Source organism: Streptomyces sp. NPDC006872, assembly GCF_040635845.1.
In the GTDB taxonomy this organism is placed as follows: Bacteria; Actinomycetota; Actinomycetes; order Streptomycetales; family Streptomycetaceae; genus Streptomyces.
The window spans coordinates 721,667-737,396 of record NZ_JBEYIL010000002.1 but is presented as its reverse complement, the minus strand read 5'-3'; the positions used below and the strand labels follow the sequence as shown (position 1 = coordinate 737,396).

Annotated in this window: 13 protein-coding genes; 4 read left to right on the top strand and 9 right to left on the bottom strand. The window is 70.9% G+C overall.

What is annotated here, in order from left to right; all coding sequences use genetic code 11:
* Positions 1-59: 59 nt before the first annotated feature.
* The 6 genes from ABZ725_RS08325 to ABZ725_RS08300 all read right to left on the bottom strand — a co-directional run bounded on the left by ABZ725_RS08325 (position 60) and on the right by ABZ725_RS08300 (position 6,852).
* On the bottom strand, positions 60-1,652 hold the full coding sequence (locus tag ABZ725_RS08325; protein ID WP_358802076.1) for an acyl-CoA carboxylase subunit beta: 1,593 nt from the start codon (positions 1,650-1,652) through the stop codon (positions 60-62).
* Between the two features lie 170 nt (positions 1,653-1,822).
* Positions 1,823-2,938, bottom strand: a complete 1,116-nt coding sequence (locus ABZ725_RS08320; RefSeq protein WP_358801933.1) for an NAD(P)/FAD-dependent oxidoreductase — start codon at positions 2,936-2,938, stop codon at positions 1,823-1,825.
* Between the two features lie 191 nt (positions 2,939-3,129).
* Positions 3,130-4,875, bottom strand: coding sequence for a putative PEP-binding protein (locus tag ABZ725_RS08315; protein ID WP_358801932.1), 1,746 nt, complete (start codon positions 4,873-4,875; stop codon positions 3,130-3,132).
* Positions 4,875-5,144, bottom strand: coding sequence for an HPr family phosphocarrier protein (locus ABZ725_RS08310; RefSeq protein WP_358801931.1), 270 nt, complete (start codon positions 5,142-5,144; stop codon positions 4,875-4,877). The genes ABZ725_RS08315 and ABZ725_RS08310 overlap by 1 nt, the downstream gene beginning before the upstream one ends.
* A gap of 80 nt (positions 5,145-5,224) precedes the next feature.
* Positions 5,225-5,836 carry a histidine phosphatase family protein gene (locus tag ABZ725_RS08305; protein ID WP_358801930.1) on the bottom strand — a complete coding sequence of 204 codons (612 nt, stop codon included), beginning with the start codon at positions 5,834-5,836 and terminating at the stop codon, positions 5,225-5,227.
* A complete protein-coding gene (locus ABZ725_RS08300; protein ID WP_358801929.1) occupies positions 5,833-6,852 on the bottom strand; it encodes a Gfo/Idh/MocA family oxidoreductase in 1,020 nt (339 codons plus the stop codon). Before ABZ725_RS08300 ends, ABZ725_RS08305 begins: the two co-directional genes overlap by 4 nt.
* Before the next feature lie 426 nt (positions 6,853-7,278).
* On the opposite strand from ABZ725_RS08300, the gene ABZ725_RS08295 reads away from it, so the two are divergent.
* The 4 genes from ABZ725_RS08295 (at position 7,279) to ABZ725_RS08280 (ending at position 11,842) form a co-directional block, all read left to right on the top strand.
* Positions 7,279-9,189 carry a beta-glucoside-specific PTS transporter subunit IIABC gene (locus tag ABZ725_RS08295; protein ID WP_358801928.1) on the top strand — a complete coding sequence of 637 codons (1,911 nt, stop codon included), beginning with the start codon at positions 7,279-7,281 and terminating at the stop codon, positions 9,187-9,189.
* 12 nt (positions 9,190-9,201) lie between these two features.
* Positions 9,202-10,644 carry a glycoside hydrolase family 1 protein gene (locus ABZ725_RS08290; protein WP_358801927.1) on the top strand — a complete coding sequence of 481 codons (1,443 nt, stop codon included), beginning with the start codon at positions 9,202-9,204 and terminating at the stop codon, positions 10,642-10,644.
* A gap of 78 nt (positions 10,645-10,722) precedes the next feature.
* Entirely contained in the window at positions 10,723-11,586 is an 864-nt protein-coding gene (locus ABZ725_RS08285; protein WP_358801926.1) for a PRD domain-containing protein, read from the top strand.
* Positions 11,573-11,842 carry a PTS transporter subunit EIIB gene (locus ABZ725_RS08280; RefSeq protein ID WP_358801925.1) on the top strand — a complete coding sequence of 90 codons (270 nt, stop codon included), beginning with the start codon at positions 11,573-11,575 and terminating at the stop codon, positions 11,840-11,842. The genes ABZ725_RS08285 and ABZ725_RS08280 overlap by 14 nt, the downstream gene beginning before the upstream one ends.
* A gap of 57 nt (positions 11,843-11,899) precedes the next feature.
* Here the strand turns inward: ABZ725_RS08280 and ABZ725_RS08275 are convergent, their stop codons facing one another.
* Genes ABZ725_RS08275 through ABZ725_RS08265 form a run of 3 tightly spaced genes read right to left on the bottom strand, consistent with a single transcriptional unit; the run spans position 11,900 to position 15,651 of the window.
* Positions 11,900-12,805: an intradiol ring-cleavage dioxygenase gene (locus tag ABZ725_RS08275; protein ID WP_358801924.1), complete on the bottom strand. Its 906-nt coding sequence runs from the start codon at positions 12,803-12,805 to the stop codon at positions 11,900-11,902.
* Positions 12,802-13,857, bottom strand: coding sequence for a maleylacetate reductase (locus ABZ725_RS08270; protein ID WP_358801923.1), 1,056 nt, complete (start codon positions 13,855-13,857; stop codon positions 12,802-12,804). Before ABZ725_RS08270 ends, ABZ725_RS08275 begins: the two co-directional genes overlap by 4 nt.
* A 3-nt stretch (positions 13,858-13,860) precedes the next feature.
* Positions 13,861-15,651 (bottom strand): FAD-dependent monooxygenase, encoded by a 1,791-nt coding sequence (locus tag ABZ725_RS08265; protein WP_358801922.1) that lies wholly within the window; start codon positions 15,649-15,651, stop codon positions 13,861-13,863.
* Positions 15,652-15,730 lie beyond the last annotated feature (79 nt).

Genomic DNA, 15,730 nt, shown 5'->3' with positions numbered 1-15,730 from the left:
ACTCCTCACGTCACTGGTCGTGTCCGCCGTGCGGGGGGGTTGCTACGGCTGCGCCGCGCTCACAGCGGGATGTTGCCGTGCCGCCGGTCGGGGACGGCGGCACGTTTGGTGCGCAGGGTGCGCAGGGCCCGGGTGAGGTGCGCGCGGGTGGTGCTCGGTGCGATGACCGCGTCGATGTAGCCGCGCGAGGCGGCGGCATAGGGCGTGGCGCAGGCCGTCTCGTACTCCGCCACGAGCTTCGCCCGCAGCTCCGCCGCGTTCTGCTCGCCGACGGCCGCCGCCGCGGCGAGTTCACGGCGGTGCAGGACGCTGACCGCGCCCTCGGCGCCCATCACGGCGATCCTGGCGGTGGGCCAGGCGAGGTTGACGTCGGCTCCCAGGTGCTTGGAGCCCATGACGGCGTATCCCCCGCCGTAGGCCTTGCGGACCACGACGGTGACCCTGGGCACGGTGGCCTCCGCGTAGGCGTACAGCAGTTTGGCGCCGCGCCGGATGATCCCGGCCTGTTCCTGGTGGGTGCCGGAGAGATAGCCGGGGACGTCGGCGAAGGTCAGCAGCGGGATGCCGAACGCGTCGCAGAAGCGGACGAAGCGTGCGGCCTTCTCGGAGGCGTCGATGTCGAGCACGCCGGCGCTGTGCAGCGGCTGGTTGGCGACGACGCCGACGGAGCGGCCCTCGACGCGGGCCAGGGCGCACAGGATGTTGGGCGCGAACAGCTCATGCACTTCGAGGAGTTCGCCGTCGTCGACGACCGTGCGCAGGATCTCGCGCATGTCGTACGCGGCCTCGGGCCGGTCGGGGACGATGCCGTCCAGGCGCAGGTCGTCGGGGGTGGCGTCGAAGGCCCGTGGTGCGTGGGCGTATTCGGGCGGGCTTTCGCGGTTGTTCGCCGGTAGGTAGGCGAGCAGGACCCGGACGAGGTCGAGGGCGTCGTCCTCGTCCTCGGCGAGGAAATGGGCGTTGCCGTTCCCGGAGTTGCTGGCGCGGGCGCCGCCGAGTTCCTCGGCCGTCGTCCGTTCCCCGGTGACGGCCTCGATGACGTCCGGGCCGGTGACGAACATGTGGGAGGTGCCGTCGACCATCACGGTGAAGTCGGTGATGGCCGGCGAATAGGCGGCGCCGCCCGCACACGGCCCCATGATCACGGAGATCTGCGGGATGACGCCCGACGCCTGGACGTTACGGCGGGCCAGTTCGGCGTAGAGGGCGAGGGAGGCCACGCCCTCCTGGATGCGGGCCCCGCCGGAGTCGTTGAGGCCGATGATCGGGCACCCGATGCTCAGGGCCAGGTCCATCGTCCTGACGACCTTCTCGCCGAACGCCTCGCCCATGCTGCCGCCGTGGACGGTGGCGTCCTGCGCGAACACGCACACCTGACGCCCGTTCACCGTGCCGGAGCCGGTGACCACGCCGTCGCCGTACGGTTCGACGCCGGCGCCGGTGCCGCTACGGGCGCTCACCAAGGCACCCGTCTCGACGAAGGACCCCGCGTCCAGTAACCGGTCGACGCGCTCGCGGGCGGTGAGCCGGCCGCGGGCGGCCTGTCGGGCGACGGCCGTCGCGGAGCCGCCCGCCAGGGCGCGCCGGTGCCGGGCGGCGAGGTCCGCGAGGCGTTCCGCCGTGGTGCGTGCAGCGGGCGCGGTCGATCCCAGGGTTTCCGCAATCGAGGTCACAGCCACCTCCGTCGGGGCTTGTGAGCATGGCAACTCAACAGGCTGTGGTCTTCCTTTCCGCCATGAATGTGAAGTTGTTGAGTGACCTCGGGCCCGCGTTCATCAACGGACTACAAGCAACGGACTGCAAGCAGACGGGATCCGCGTGATCAGCTCTGCGTCCGGAAGAAGTCGATCACGTCTTCGAGTGCCGGGTTGTCGGGGGTCTCGGCTTCGGCTTCGGCGACCGCGGCGCTACGGGGGAACATCGCTCGCTCGTATTCGGTGAGGGCGGTCTCGATGTCGTCGGGGTGCGCGGCGAGGGCCTCGCCGAGTTCGGCGCCGTCCAGCATGGCCAGGTTGGCGCCTTCTCCGTTCGGGGGTATGAGGTGGGCGGCGTCGCCGATCAGGGTCGCCCCCGGCACCCGGTCCCACCGGTGGCCGACCGGCAGCGTGTGGTGGGGGCGCAGCAGCGGTGCGGTGTCGCTGTCGGTGATCAGGGCGGTGAGCTCGGGGGCCCAGCCGTCGAACTCCTGCGCGATCCGCGTGGCGGCCGCGGTGGGGTCGGTGAAGTCGATGCCGGCGAACCAGTCCTGCGGCTTGGACAGCATCGCGTAGGTGTGGAGAGTTCCGCCGCTCTCCCGGTGGGCGCTGATCTGCCTCTTGCCGGGCTCGAGTGCGAACATCGACCCGCCGCCGACCGCCTTCGCGGCAGCGGGGTGCCGTGTGTCGGCGTCGAACAGACAGGTCTCGACGAAGGACGTGCCGGTGTACTCGGGCACGGCGTCGGAGAGCAGCGGGCGGACCCGTGACCACGCGCCGTCCGCGCCGACCAACAGGCTTGTGACGACGGTGCCGCCGTCGGCGAAGGTCACCTCGTGGCGGCCCTCGCCCAGGGCACGGACACCGCTGACTTTGCGGCCCCACCGGACGGTGCCGGCCGGGAGCGAGTCGAGCAGCAGCTGCCGTAGTTCGCCGCGCTGTACCTCGGGGCGTCCGCCCGTGCCGTCGTCGGGCTGGTCGAGCAGGACGCCGCCGTCCCGGTCGAGGATCCGCATCGCCTGGCGGCCCTCCAGGACGATGCCGCGGAACTCGTCCATCAGACCGGCCGCCTGCACGGCCAGTTGGCCGTTGTAGTCGTGGATGTCGAGCATCCCGCCCTGTGTGCGCGCCGTCGGCGAGGGCTCCGCCTCGTGGACGGTGGCCTGGATGCCGTGGACGTGCAGGACGCGGGCCAGGGTGAGGCCGCCGAGTCCGGCGCCGACGATCGTGACGGGGGTGTGCATGATGGCTCCTCGAGATGGGGCCTGCCCGGTGAGCTCCGGCCGGCCGTTTCTGGAAAGGTGCCAGCGCCCGCCGACGAACCGCCGACATCCGACCGACAGCCGCCGACACACGACCGCCCCGCAGCCGTCTTCCCCTGGTGCACCCGGACCAGCCGCCCACGTGTCCTGGTGCCTACGCACCAGCGGAGGATTCAGCCGCCGAGCCCGAGCAGCGCTGCCACCTCCGCGTCGGCGAGGGCGAGGGCGGCCCGGCGGGCCTGGGCTGCGGTCGGTGCGGACAGTGCGGCCTCGGCGATCGCCCGGCACCGGGCGAGGGTGTGGTGGCGGAGGGCGTGACGTACCGCGGGCAGTGCGGGTGCGGACATCGAGAGGCTGGTCACGCCCATTCCCGCGAGGGCCAGGGCCATCAGGGGGTCGGCTGCCGATTCCCCGCACACCCCGACCGGCTTGCGCGCGGCCGTCCCGGCGCGGGCGGTCGCCGCGACGAGGTCCAGCACGGCGGGCTGCCAGGGGTCCAGCAGGTCCGCGAGTTCGCCGCTGAGGCGGTCGGTCGCCATCGTGTACTGGGCGAGGTCGTTGGTGCCGATGGAGACGAAGTCCACCTCGGCGAGGATCGAGGAGGCCCGGAGCGCGGCGGCCGGTACCTCGATCATCGCTCCGACGGTCTCGACCCCGTGGGCGCGGGCGAGGCGGGCGAAGGTGCGGGCCTCGTCGGGGGTGGAGATCATCGGAGCCATCGCCCAGACACGGGCGCGGTCCCCCGGCGGCAGCGCGCGCGTGGCCTCGCCCAGGGCCGCGAGTTGCTCTTCGAGGAGTTCGGGCAGCGTACGGACGAGCCGGTAGCCGCGTACCCCGAGCGCCGGGTTCTCCTCGTGCTCCTGGGCGGCGAACGCGAGAGGTTTGTCGGCGCCGGCGTCGAGGGTGCGGACCACTGTCCTGGCGCCCTTCGCTGCGGCGAGGGCGCGCGCGTACACCGGGGTCTGCTGCTCGCGCGACGGTGCCTGCACGGCGTCGAGGAAGAGCACCTCGGTACGGAAGAGCCCCACGCCTTCGGCCGCCGAAGGGCCGAGCTGCTCGATGTCGTGGACGGTGCCGACGTTGGCGAGCAGCGCGACCGGATGGCCGTCGGCGGTCGCGCCGGGAGCGGTGTCCTCGGCGAGCGCACGCTCACGATCCGCCCGGGCTCGGAGGGAGTCGACCAGGGCCTCGTCCGGGTCGGCCGTGACGGTGCCGTTCGCGGCGTCGACGGCGACGACCGTTCCCTCGGGGATGCGCGTCGCGCCGGACGCCCTTACGACGCACGGTATGCCGAGCTGGCGGGCGATGACGGCCGTGTGCCCGGTCGGCCCGCCCGACTCCGTCACCAGGGCGGCCACCTTCGTCAGGTCGAGCGAGGCGGTGTCGGCGGGAGAGAGGTCGACGGCGCAGACGACGGACGGCTCCCGCAGTTCGGGCAGCCCGGGAGCAGGCAGCCCGAGGATCCGGGCGACCGCGTGATCGCGCACGCTCCTCAGGTCGGTCGAGCGCTCGGCGAAAAGGCCCCCGGCCGCGGTGAGCAGCGCGATGATCTCGGCGACGGCTTCGTCCACGGCGGCGGCCGGGCCCTGCCCGGCCTCGATCAGGACGCGCACCCGGTCGGCCAGTTCGGGATCCGCCGCCATGTCGGACGTGGAGCGGAGCACGTCTGCGAGTGCGCCCGGCGCGGCGACGGCCCGTTCGGCGAGTTCGGCGGCCACCTCGGCCAGCGCCCGCCGGGCCAGGGCGAGCGCCTCGGGGGCGTCCGACGGATCGCGCAGCCGTTGCGCGTCCGGGGGGATGGCGGGCACGGACCGGACGAGGACGAGCGGTGCGACGGCGGCCGAGCGTCCGACTCCGAGTCCGGACACCGTCGGTGGCTGGGTCGGGGGCTGGATCCGGGTCCGGTTCGCGGTGGTCATCACTGTCCGTCGAGTTCGGTGGCGAGCAGGGCCGCGAGGTGGTCGAGTGCGGGCCCGGCCGTCTCGTCGTCGGAGGCGAGGACGACCTTCTCGCCCTCTTTGAGGCCCAGGCTCATCAGCATGAGCGTGCTGCTCCCCGAGACCGGGTTCCCGTCCGTCCTGCGGATGGTGATGCGATGGCTGGTCTCCGCCGCCGCACGGGCGAAGGCGGCGGCAGGCCGGGCGTGCAGCCCCTGTGAGCACAGAACGGTGGCGTGGCGCTCAGGCATTTCCCACTCCTGGGGGTGTCGTTTCGGCAAGGCACGGGCGCCGCTCATTTCGCGGCGCCGAGGGGATAAAGGGAAAACGGTCAGGCGGTGGTCCGGCCGACGGATACAGGGGGTACGAACCCCACGTCGACGACCTCGGCACGGGACCCGGTGATCTCGACGGTCGACACGCTGCAATTGCCGAGAGGTACGACTCGGGTGGTCCCGACGAGTGTCAGGTAGGTAACCAGCGTGATGCCGTGACCGACGACCAGGACCTCGCCGTCCGGATGGGCGCGCACGATCCGTTCGAAGGCGTCGGCGACGCGGGCGAGGTAGTGCGCGGCCGGTTCCCCGCCGGGCAGCCCGGGATGTCTCCCACTGATCACATCCGCAAAGAACTCGCGGGGGTCGATCTGCCCGAACAGCTCGCTCTCGGGGTGTCCGTCCAGCGCGCCGAACGCGTACTCCCGTAGTCCGTCGTCCGCGCGCAGCGGCAGTCCGTCGTGGTGGCGGAGGATCTCCCGCGCGGTGGCCATCGTCCGCCCGGAGGGGCTGGCCCAGGCCGCCGTCAGCTCGATGGAGCCCAAGTGGGCGGCGGTGGCCCGCAGTTGTTCGAGGCCGTCGGGCGTCAGGGGTGAGTCGCACCAGCCCTGGAGACGGCCGGCGACGTTGTACTCGGTGCGCGCGTGCCGTACGAGATGCAGTCTCATCGCAGCCCTGCCAACGGTGCGTCCGCCGGTGCGGCGGGGGCGACCACCCGGCCGCGGATCTCGTCCAGGGCGTCCATCACCGCGACGCTTTCGTCCAGCGGCATGAGCGGGCTCTCCCGCTCTCCCTCACGCAGGCAACGCTCCACTTCGAGAGCCTGGAGGTGCATGCCGCGTCCGGGCAGGGCGGGCGGGTCATAGCGGCGTACGGGGCTGCCGGGACGGCCCGCGTCGTACAGCGTGAAGCCCGTCGAGGTGAACCAGTAGGGGTCGAGCTCGATCCAGCCCTCCGTGCCGATCACAGCGGCGGTGTTCGGACCGGGGGTGTCCATGCTCGTGACGGTGGTGGACGTCGTTCCCCCGCCGTGCCTCATCAGGACCGACGCGCTCGTGTCGACGCCGCTCGGCGTCGCGGAGCCCGTCACGGTGATCCGGTGCGCTGCGCCCAGCAGGTGGAAGGCGCACGAGACCCCGTACACGCCCAGGTCCGCGACGGCGCCGCCGCCGAGCGCCGGATCGTAGTGCCGGCCGGTCGGTGAGTCGTCCAGCTTCTGGAAGTGGTGGGTGACGACGCTTCTCAGCTCGCCGAGCGAACCGCGGGCCAGCTCGGCGCGTACCTCGCCGAAGGTGGGCAGGAACCGGGTCCACATCGCCTCCATCAGGAACACCGACCGGCTGCGGGCCGCGGCCACGAGCCGCCGCGCCGAGGGGGCGTCGGAGGTGAACGACTTCTCGACGAGCACCGCCTTGCCCGCCTCGATCGCGAGCAGCGCCTGGTCGGCGTGGAAGGGCTGTGGCGTCGCCACGTACACGACGTCCACGTCCGGGTCCTCGACGAGGGCCCGGTAGGACCCGTGGGACCGCGGGATGTCGGTCTCCTGCGCGAACCGCGCCGCACGGGCGGGGTCGCGTGCCGCGACCGCCGACACCCGGAGTCCGGCGGCGGCGAGGTCCTTCGCGAAGACGCGGGCGATCCGGCCCGCGCCGAGGATCCCCCACTGGATGTCACGCGTTCGCATTCGCCACTCCCCGTTGCCGTTCGGTCGCCTCCGACGGGCGTACCCGCACAAAAAAAGACCCGGGAGCGCTTGCCTCTCGGCAACTCGTCCCAGGTCTTGCCCGGCTCACGCCGGTCACAATCCGTGCTCCGGACGGTAGCCGCGAGTCGGTCCGCGCGTCAACGGGATGACCGCCACACCGTATACGACCCCGTCCGGGGAAAAAGGTCGTGCATGATGTCTGGACACGGATAAAACCGGCGTCTACTGTCTCGCCCCAAGACACCTCCAGGTGTCGCAACAAAGCTGGGATTGTTACTGGACCACAGGCAAAACCCAAGCTGAGACCCGTCATTCTCCGGAATGGCAAAAGGGCCGCGGCTTGGGTTTTTTTGTTGCCCGATACCGGGCAGGCAGGTCCGGGACAGCGGGGCTCGAGGAGGAGCCGTGACAACTACAAGCAAGTACGCATCGATCGCCGAAGAGGTCCTGAAGGGCGTCGGCGGCAAGGACAACATCAGGTCCCTCACCCACTGCGCGACCCGGCTGCGTTTCGTTCTCGTCGACCCGGCCAAGGCCGACAAGGCCGCCGTGGAGTCCACCCGCGGTGTCATCACGGTCGTCGAGGCGGGCGGCCAGTTCCAGGTGGTCATCGGCAACACGGTCGACCGTGTCTACGAGGCGGCCGTCGCCCAGGGGGCGGAAGGGGGCGGCACCAGCTCTTCCGGTGGCCTGCTCGCGCGGACGATCGACCTCGTCACCAGCATCTTCACCCCGTTCCTGTGGGTCCTGGCAGGCGTCGGCCTCCTCAAGGCGTTCCTCGCGGTCGCGGTGAAGATCAGCCCGGACTTCGGCGCCACGTCGACGTACGCGATCTGGTTCACGGCCGCCGACGCCACGTTCCAGTTCCTGCCGATCCTGCTGGCCGTCACCGCCGCCAAGCGGTTCAAGGCGAACCAGTTCACGGCGATCGCCGTCGCCGGCTCCCTGGTCTACTCCGCCACCATCGCCGTCATGCCCGGCCCGGACGGCACGAGTCTGACGCTCCAGGCCTTCGACCAGGGAGGCGGGAAGCTCACCTTCCTCGGCATCCCGGTCGTGATGGTCAGCTACCTGTCCGCCGTCATCCCGACCATTCTGGCGGTGTACTTCCAGTCGCACGTGGAGCGTCTGGTGGAGCGGGTGACACCGGACGCGGTGCGCAACTTCGTGACTCCGCTGGTCACGATCGCGGTCGTCGTACCCGTCACGTTCCTCGCCATCGGGCCGGCCTCGACCTGGATCGGCGACGGCCTCGCCTCCGGCGTCGACCGGCTCTGGGGTCTGGCTCCCTGGGCGGCCGGCGGTGTGCTCGGCGGGCTCTGGCAGGTCTTCGTCCTCTTCGGCGTCCACTGGGCCTTCGTGCCGATCATGGCCCAGCAGCTGGCGACCTCGGGCCACTCGGAACTGACGGCGGCGCTGTTCGCCCCGGTGCTGGCCCAGGCGGCCGCGACGTTCGCGGTGTTCCTCAGGACCCGTGACCGCGACCTCAAGGTCGTGGCCGGCCCGGCCGCCGTCTCCGCCTTCCTCGCGGGCATCACCGAGCCGGCCATCTACGGTGTCACGCTGCGGCTCAAGCGTCCGTTCGTCTTCGCCTGCATCGGCGGCGCGGTCGGCGGCGCCGTCGCGGCGGCGGGCGGCTCGGCAGTCGAGGGGTTCGTCCTGCCCGGCGCCATTACCCTGACCGCCGCCCTGGGCATCGGCAACTTCGCCCTCCAGCTGATCGGCTGCGCGATCGCCATGGCCATCGCCTTCGCCCTGACGCTGGTCCTTGGATTCAAGGACCTGTCCGCGAAGGACCTGTCCGCAGCGGACGGCACCGCCACGGGCGCCCCGGACACGGCAGCCGAGAAGGCGGCGGCCGAGGACGTGGTGGCGACGCTCCAGGTTCCGGTCGCGGGGAAGGTCGTACCACTCGACGAGGTTCCCGACCAGGTGTTCGCCTCCGGAGCCATGGGATCCGGCCTGGCGGTGGTCCCCAGCGAGGGCAAGGTGTACGCGCCCGTCTCGGGAACCCTCGTGAGCGCGATGCCGCACGCCTTCGGCATCCGCAGCGACGCCGGCGTGGAGGTGCTCGTGCACATCGGTCTGAACACCGTCGAGCTGCAGGGCAGGGGCTTCACCCCCGCCGTCACCCAGGGACAGCGGGTGAACGCCGGTGATCTGCTGACCGACGTCGACCTCCAGGTGGTCGAGGAGGCGGGCTACAACCCCATCACCGTGCTGATCGTGACCGACCCGGGCAGCCACACCGCGGTCGTGCCCACCGCCAGCGGTGACGTACAGCCCCGGCACGCCGCACTCGACCTGATCGGCTGAGGAGAGAGACCCATGACCGACCCCACCACCCCCCGACCCTTCCCGGCGAGCTTCCTGTGGGGCGGCGCGACGGCCGCCAACCAGATCGAGGGCGCCCACGACACGGGCGGCAAGGGCGTCTCCATCCAGGACGTCCTGCCCCGTGGCATCACGGGCCCGCGCACCGAGCACCCCACGCCCGACAACCTCAAGCTCGAGGGCATCGACTTCTACCACCGCTACGCCGAGGACATCGCCCTCTTCGCCGAGATGGGCTTCTCCGTCTTCCGGTTCTCGATCGCCTGGAGCCGTATCTTCCCGAACGGCGACGACGAACTGCCCAACGAGGAGGGCCTGGCCTTCTACGACCGCGTCCTCGACGAGCTGGAGAAGCACGGGATCGAACCGCTCGTCACGATCTCCCACTACGAGACACCGCTGGCGCTGGCGGAGAAGTACAACGGGTGGGCGAGCCGCGAGCTGATCGGCTTCTACGAGCGGTACGTCCGTGTGCTGTTCGACCGCTACGGCCGTCGTGTGAAGTACTGGCTGACCTTCAACGAGATCAACTCGGTGCTGCACGTGCCCTTCATGAGCGGCGCGATCGCGACGCCGAAGGAGGAACTGTCCCGGCAGGACCTCTTCCAGGCCGTTCACCACGAACTCGTGGCCAGCGCGCTGGCCACCAAGATCGCCCGTGAGACGGCGCCGGACGCGAAGGTGGGCTGCATGGTGATCGCCATGCCCCTGTACCCGCTCACCCCGCACCCCTCCGACGCCCTCGCCGTGATGCACGCCGACCACGCCAACCTCATGTTCGGCGACGTCCACGTACGGGGCGCCTACCCGGGATACGCGCTGCGCCACCTGCGCGAGAACGGCATCGAACTCGACATCACCGACGAGGACCGCGAACTCCTCACGCACACCGTCGACTTCGTGTCCTTCAGCTACTACATGAGCATCTGCGAGACCGCCGACCCCGAGCTGCGCAAGGCGGGCGAGGGCAACATCATGGGCGGCGTGCCGAACCCGACGCTCCAGGCCAGCGAATGGGGGTGGCAGATCGACCCGACGGGTCTGCGCATCGTGCTCAACCAGTTCTGGGACCGGTGGCAGAAGCCCCTGTTCATCGTCGAGAACGGCCTCGGTGCCAGGGACGAACTGATCGAGGTGGACGGCCGGCCCACGGTGGACGACGACTACCGCATCGCCTACCTCAACGACCACCTGGTCCAGGTCGGCGAGGCGATCGCCGACGGCGTCGACGTCCTCGGCTACACCACCTGGGGCTGCATCGACCTCGTCAGCGCCAGCACCGCCCAGATGAGCAAGCGCTACGGGTTCGTCTACGTCGACCGTGACGACGACGGCAGCGGCACCCTGGCTCGCCACCGGAAGAAGTCCTTCGACTGGTACGCCGACGTCATCCGCAGTCAGGGCGCCTGCCTGCTGCGGGGCGACGGGAGACCGTAGTCCCCGCCATGCTCCCGGCGAGGCCCAGGAGCGCGGCTATCCTGCTCCTGGGCCTGGCCAGTAAGGACTCACGCAACGATGCGCGTCAAGAAGATCTTCAACAACAACGTCGTGCTCGGCGTCGATGAGCACGGCGCCGAAACCGTGTTCCTGGGACGGGGGCTCGGTTTCCAGGTCAAGCCCGGCGACGCGGTGGACGCCGGCCGGGTCGAGCGTCAGTTCGTGGCACAGGCGATGCCCGCCGAGCGCCTCGCCGCCCTGGCCGCCGAGATCCCCCTCGAAGAGATCGCGGTCATGGAAGAGGTCGTCGCCGCCGCACGGGCCCGGCTCGGCGAGAAGATCAGCGAACACGTTCTGCTGCCCCTGGCCGACCATGTCCACTTCGCGCTCGCCCGAGCCCGCGCCGGAGCCTCGATCGAGTACCCGCTGAAGTGGGAGATCGAGAACCTCTATCCGGCGGAGGCCGAGATGGGCACAGTGGCCCTGGACATCATCGAGCGGCGGCTCGGCGTGCGGATGGACGAGACCGAGGCACTGCCCCTCGCCCTGCACTTCGTCAACGCCCAGATCGGATCCGGCGACATCGCGGCGACCGTGCAGATGACGCAGTGGCTGCGGGTCGCGCTGGAGACGATCGGTGAGGACTTCGGAGTCACGATCGACCAGCGCTCCCTCGCGGCGGCGCGGTTCGTCACCCATCTGCGCTACCTCTTCCTGCGCGCCCGGGACGGCAAGCAGTCTCCCGAGGTCGGTGACCAGATCGGCGAGGCGGTCAAGAACGCCAGGCCGCTCGAGTACGCCTGCGCCGAGCGACTGGCGCACCGGATGGAGGAGCTCTTCGACCGGGAGGTCGGCCGGGAGGAGATCCTCTACCTCGCGCTGCACGTCAGCCGCCTGACGGGACAGTCCGACACGACGGAGGGCGCCCATGCCGGCGCCTAGCGGCGAGCAGGACGCGGACGCGATCCTGCGGGGCGTCGGCGGCCGGGAGAACGTCACCCGGCTGACGCACTGCTTCGTCCGGCTCCGGTTCGGGCTGCTCGATCCGGCAGCCGCCGACCTCGATGCACTCCGAGCGCATCCCCTGGTCGCCTTCGCCGTGTGGCAGGCGGACGAACTGCACGTCGCGCCCCGGCGCGACCTCTTCCGGCTGTTCGCGGAGCTGCGCGACGCGCTCGGCGACACCGGCACTCCCTGAAGCAATGCCCTGCAACGGGCGGGCCGGGTGTCCCCGGCCCGCCCGTTGCAGGGCGCGTCACCCCCGGCCGTCGGCGGGTGCCAGGACGATGTCGAAGCGCACCTGCGTCCAGGTGCCGTCGACGACGCGCCCGTCAGGCGTCGGCGTGCCGGCCGGCCGGCTCTCGAAGGTCTTGACCAGGGACTCCTTGACGCCGAACACGGTGTCGGAGTCGAGCAGTTCGTCGCCCCTGACGAAGATGTGGGTCACCAGGGTCCGGCACCCGGGTGCCTCGACCATGAAGTGGAGATGCGAGGCCCGCATCGGTGAGCGACCGGTCGCCTCCAGCATCTTCCCCACGGGGCCGTCGTGCGGGATCGGGTACGGCGTCGGCGTGACGCCCCAGAAGCGGTAGCTCCCGTCGGCGTCGGTGAACAGGTGCGCCCGGGCCGCCACCCGTTCGTCGTCGTACTGCACGTCGTAGAAGCCGTCCTCGTCCGCTTCCCAGACCTCGATCTTCGCCCCGGGAATCGGCGTGCCGTCGGAGTCGCGGACGGTTCCCTCGACCCAGCACGGCTCGCCGGCGGCCCCGAAGGACATGTCCCCGCCCGGCTCGACCCTGGGGGATCCCTCGACGAAGAAGGGGCCGAAGACCGTGGCCTCGGTGGCGTCGCCGTAGGCCTCGTTGTTGATCGCGATGGTCTGCATCGACGCCCCGAGGGTGTCGGAGAGCAGGATGAACTCCTGACGCTTGTCGTCGGTGAGGTGTCCGACGGCGGTGAGGAACTCGATGCCCTTGTTCCACTCCTCCTCGGTGAGGCGGACGTCGCGCAGGAACGCGTGGAGGTGCTTGACGACCGCCCGCATCAGCTCCTGCAGACGGGGGTCCCGGCAGGAGTCGAAGGAGCGCTGCACCCGCTCGATCAGCTCCTCCTCGCGGGCCGTCTGCTCCGGGGAGACGTCATGGGGGGACGTGAGGGTCATTCGGGGTCACTTCCTTCCCAGGCTGCACGCAGCAGCGCGGTGAGGTTCTCCTCGGTCAACGCAGTGGGGTTGTCGGCGGGCACGGCGGCGAGGACGGGCGCCACCGCCCGGGCGATGCCGTCCTCGGGCATGCCGTAGTCGCGCAGCGCGCGCGGAGCGTCGAGCGCCTCGCGCAGGGCCGCGAGTCCCGCCACCGCGGTCGGGCTCCCGAAGCCCTGGGCGATACGCCGCTCGGCCTCCGGCGCGGCCGGGGCGTTGAAGGCCAGCACGTGCGGCAGCACCACCGCGTGGGTCTGGGCGTGCGGCAGGTTGAACATCCCGCCGAGCACATGGCAGATCTTGTGGTGCATCCCCGAGCCTGCCGACGCGAAGGCGACGGCGGCCAGGTAGGCGCCGTAGAGCGTCTGTTCGCGTCCTTCGAGCCCGGTCGGGTCGGCGGCCACGGCGGGCAGGCCGCGGGCCAGGCCCCGGATGCCCTCCCCCGCCAGTGCCCGGTCGATCGGGTCGGCGCGGGGGGCCCACATGGAGTCGACGCAGTGGGCCAGGGCGTTGAGGCCGCTGGCCACGGACATCTCCACCGGCAGGCTCAGCATCAGCGAGGCGTCGTAGACGACGGAGCGGGGCAGGACGCGTGGGTCGACGCCGGTGGTCTTCACCTCGCCCTCGGTGAGGCCCCAGACGTTCGTCGCCTCCGAACCGGCGTACGTGGTGGGGACCGCCACGATCGGCAGACCGGTCGTCAGCGCCACCGCCTTGGCCAGACCGGTCGTCGAACCGCCGCCGACGCACACCAGCGCGTCCACGGCGCCCTCCGTCGCGGCCTTCCTGGCGCGGTCGGCCACGTCGACCGGAACATGCATGACGACCTCGTCGTGGCGCACCGCGACCGGCAGGTCGGCGGCGACGCGATCGGCGAGGGCCGACTCCGCCGGCCCGGCGATGAGCATCACCTTCGTCGCCTTCAGTCCGGCCACTTCGGCCGCTGCCGCGGTCGGTGCCTCACCGGGGGCGAAGACGACCCGCTGCGGCAACGTCTCGTGGGAGAACCGCATGGTTCACGCCTTCCCGAGGATCTGGGCGAGGGCGCCGCGAAGCGCTGCCTCGGGATCGTCGGCGAGGCTCATGGAGCGCCAGGCGACGTGTTTGTCGGGCCGGACCAGGATCGCGCCGGACTCCTCGACCTCCCGGAGCTTGGCCCAGTCGTAGTAGAGGTCCGTCACCTCGCGGCCCGGGCCGATCACCACGGTTTCGAGCGGGATCCCGAGGTCCTGCGCGACCTTCTCGGCCGCGCCGCTCCAGTCCTCGCCGGCGATGCCCGTGATGAGGGTCCAGCGGGTGTAGGGCGCCAGGTCCATCAGGGCGAGTCTGGTGGCATGGTCGCCGACCCAGGCGTGCGGGATGTGCGCGCCGGGGCTGGTCGACATGACGTGGTAGAGGTCCTCGTCCCGGCTCGGCGCGGGGCGGGTGCCGTCGGAGACGACGGCGGTGGACTCGTAGAACTGGCCCAACTCGACGCCGTGCGCGTTGAACTCGTAGTTCTTGGTCTCCATCGCCGCCACGAGGGCGGCCCGCTTGGCCGCGCCCTCGGGGGTGTTGGCCTTCCGCTCCTCGATCCGGGCCTGCATCTGAGCCTCGTCCTTCGCGTCGAGGACGCCGAGTGCCTCGAAGATGTCGGCGAACTCGCGGCTCGACCTGTTGGCCCGCTTGACGATCCGCTCGGCGACGGGCGCACGCTCCGCCGAGTACGTCTGCAGCAACGAGGGGTCGGCCTGCCCGCGCAGCACGGCCGCGAGCTTCCACGCCAGGTTGTAGGAGTCCTGGATGCTCGTGTTCGACCCCAGCCCGTTGCTCGGCGGGTGGCGGTGGACGGCGTCGCCCGCGCAGAAGACACGGCCCTTCTGCAGGTGCGTGGCGTACATCTCGTTGTTGCCCCAGAGGCTGGTGCCGGTGATCTCCACCTCCAGATCCGGGATCCCCAGCAGCTGGCGCACGATGCGGACGGCCTCGGCCTCGTCGACCACCGGGGGCTCGGAGTCGATGTCGTAGCCCCACACGATGAGCCACTCGTTCCAGGGGCGGACCATCCGGACCAGGCCGGCGCCGATGCCGCCGACGTTGGCGCCCGGCTGGATCACCCAGTACAGGACGGAGGGCCGGTGCCCGACGTAGGACTCGATCTCGGCCTTGAACGTGATGTTCATCGACCCGGCGATGTCCATCGCACCCTCGTAGGGCAGACCGATGTCCTCGGCGACCCGCGAGCGGGCGCCGTCGGCGCCGATGAGGTACTTCGCCCGGATGTCGTACTCCTGGCCGGTGAGCCGGTCGCGCACCTGGACCGTGACGCCCGTGTCGTCCTGGGCGTGCGAGACGTACTCGGTGGAGAAGCGGGTCTGGGTCCCGCGCACGGTGGCGTTCTTGACGAGGATCGGTTCCAGGTAGGTCTGCGGGATGTCGACGGTGAGACAGGGGGAGGCCAGCCGGTAGTCCGCCTCCCGGTCGGGCCGGGTGCCCCAGGTGTGGATGCGGCCGATCTCCTCCCCCGCGATGGAGGTGCAGAAGACGGTGTCACCGACGAGGTCGTGCGCGGTGGCGTCGGCGAGCACCTGGTCCTCGATCCCCATGTCGCGGAAGATCTCCATCGCCCGCTGGTTGGTGATGTGCGCCCGAGGAGTGTTCGCGGTCCACCGGTACTTGGTGATCACGATGTTGTCGATGCCCAGGGCCGACAGGAACAGCGCCGCCGAGGAGCCGGCCGGACCGGAGCCGACGATCAGGACGTCCGTCTCCACCTGCGACGATGCCGGAAGTTCGGTCACTCGCTGACCGTCGTTGAATTCGGGCATGTGGTGTCTCACCTTCTTCTCGCGGTGTTCTGCAGCCAGAGTGCCCGCGGCCCCGTGCCCACCGGGCCGGATGGTGGGG

Excerpts from the sequence above, each read along its gene's own strand:
- ABZ725_RS08320 (WP_358801933.1), bottom strand. The coding sequence starts at position 2,938 with ATGCACACCCCCGTCACGATCGTCGGCGCCGGACTCGGCGGCCTCACC.
- ABZ725_RS08275 (WP_358801924.1), bottom strand. The coding sequence starts at position 12,805 with ATGACCCTCACGTCCCCCCATGACGTCTCCCCGGAGCAGACGGCCCGC.
- ABZ725_RS08305 (WP_358801930.1), bottom strand. The coding sequence starts at position 5,836 with ATGAGACTGCATCTCGTACGGCACGCGCGCACCGAGTACAACGTCGCC.
- ABZ725_RS08270 (WP_358801923.1), bottom strand. The coding sequence starts at position 13,857 with ATGCGGTTCTCCCACGAGACGTTGCCGCAGCGGGTCGTCTTCGCCCCC.
- ABZ725_RS08310 (WP_358801931.1), bottom strand. The coding sequence starts at position 5,144 with ATGCCTGAGCGCCACGCCACCGTTCTGTGCTCACAGGGGCTGCACGCC.
- ABZ725_RS08265 (WP_358801922.1), bottom strand. The coding sequence starts at position 15,651 with ATGCCCGAATTCAACGACGGTCAGCGAGTGACCGAACTTCCGGCATCG.
- ABZ725_RS08315 (WP_358801932.1), bottom strand. The coding sequence starts at position 4,875 with ATGACCACCGCGAACCGGACCCGGATCCAGCCCCCGACCCAGCCACCG.
- ABZ725_RS08300 (WP_358801929.1), bottom strand. The coding sequence starts at position 6,852 with ATGCGAACGCGTGACATCCAGTGGGGGATCCTCGGCGCGGGCCGGATC.
- ABZ725_RS08290 (WP_358801927.1), top strand. The coding sequence starts at position 9,202 with ATGACCGACCCCACCACCCCCCGACCCTTCCCGGCGAGCTTCCTGTGG.
- ABZ725_RS08285 (WP_358801926.1), top strand. The coding sequence starts at position 10,723 with ATGCGCGTCAAGAAGATCTTCAACAACAACGTCGTGCTCGGCGTCGAT.
- ABZ725_RS08280 (WP_358801925.1), top strand. The coding sequence starts at position 11,573 with ATGCCGGCGCCTAGCGGCGAGCAGGACGCGGACGCGATCCTGCGGGGC.